At 51.0% G+C, this 259-nt stretch carries 1 rRNA gene; it reads right to left on the reverse strand.

Going from position 1 to position 259, the window contains the following annotated elements:
- Positions 1 to 259: ribosomal RNA gene (locus NNN71_RS25095) — 23S ribosomal RNA — on the reverse strand; the annotation flags it as partial.

Below are 259 nucleotides of genomic sequence, written 5' to 3' on the forward strand. Positions count from 1 at the left end.
TCGGGTCTATACCCTGCAACTTAACGCCCAGTTAAGACTCGGTTTCCCTTCGGCTCCCCTATACGGTTAACCTTGCTACAGAATATAAGTCGCTGACCCATTATACAAAAGGTACGCAGTCACACCCCAAAGGGTGCTCCCACTGCTTGTACGTACACGGTTTCAGGTTCTTTTTCACTCCCCTCGCCGGGGTTCTTTTCGCCTTTCCCTCACGGTACTGGTTCACTATCGGTCAGTCAGGAGTATTTAGCCTTGGAGG

This window comes from Kluyvera sp. Awk 3 (assembly GCF_028069715.1).
In the GTDB taxonomy this organism is placed as follows: domain Bacteria; phylum Pseudomonadota; class Gammaproteobacteria; order Enterobacterales; family Enterobacteriaceae; genus Kluyvera; species Kluyvera georgiana_A.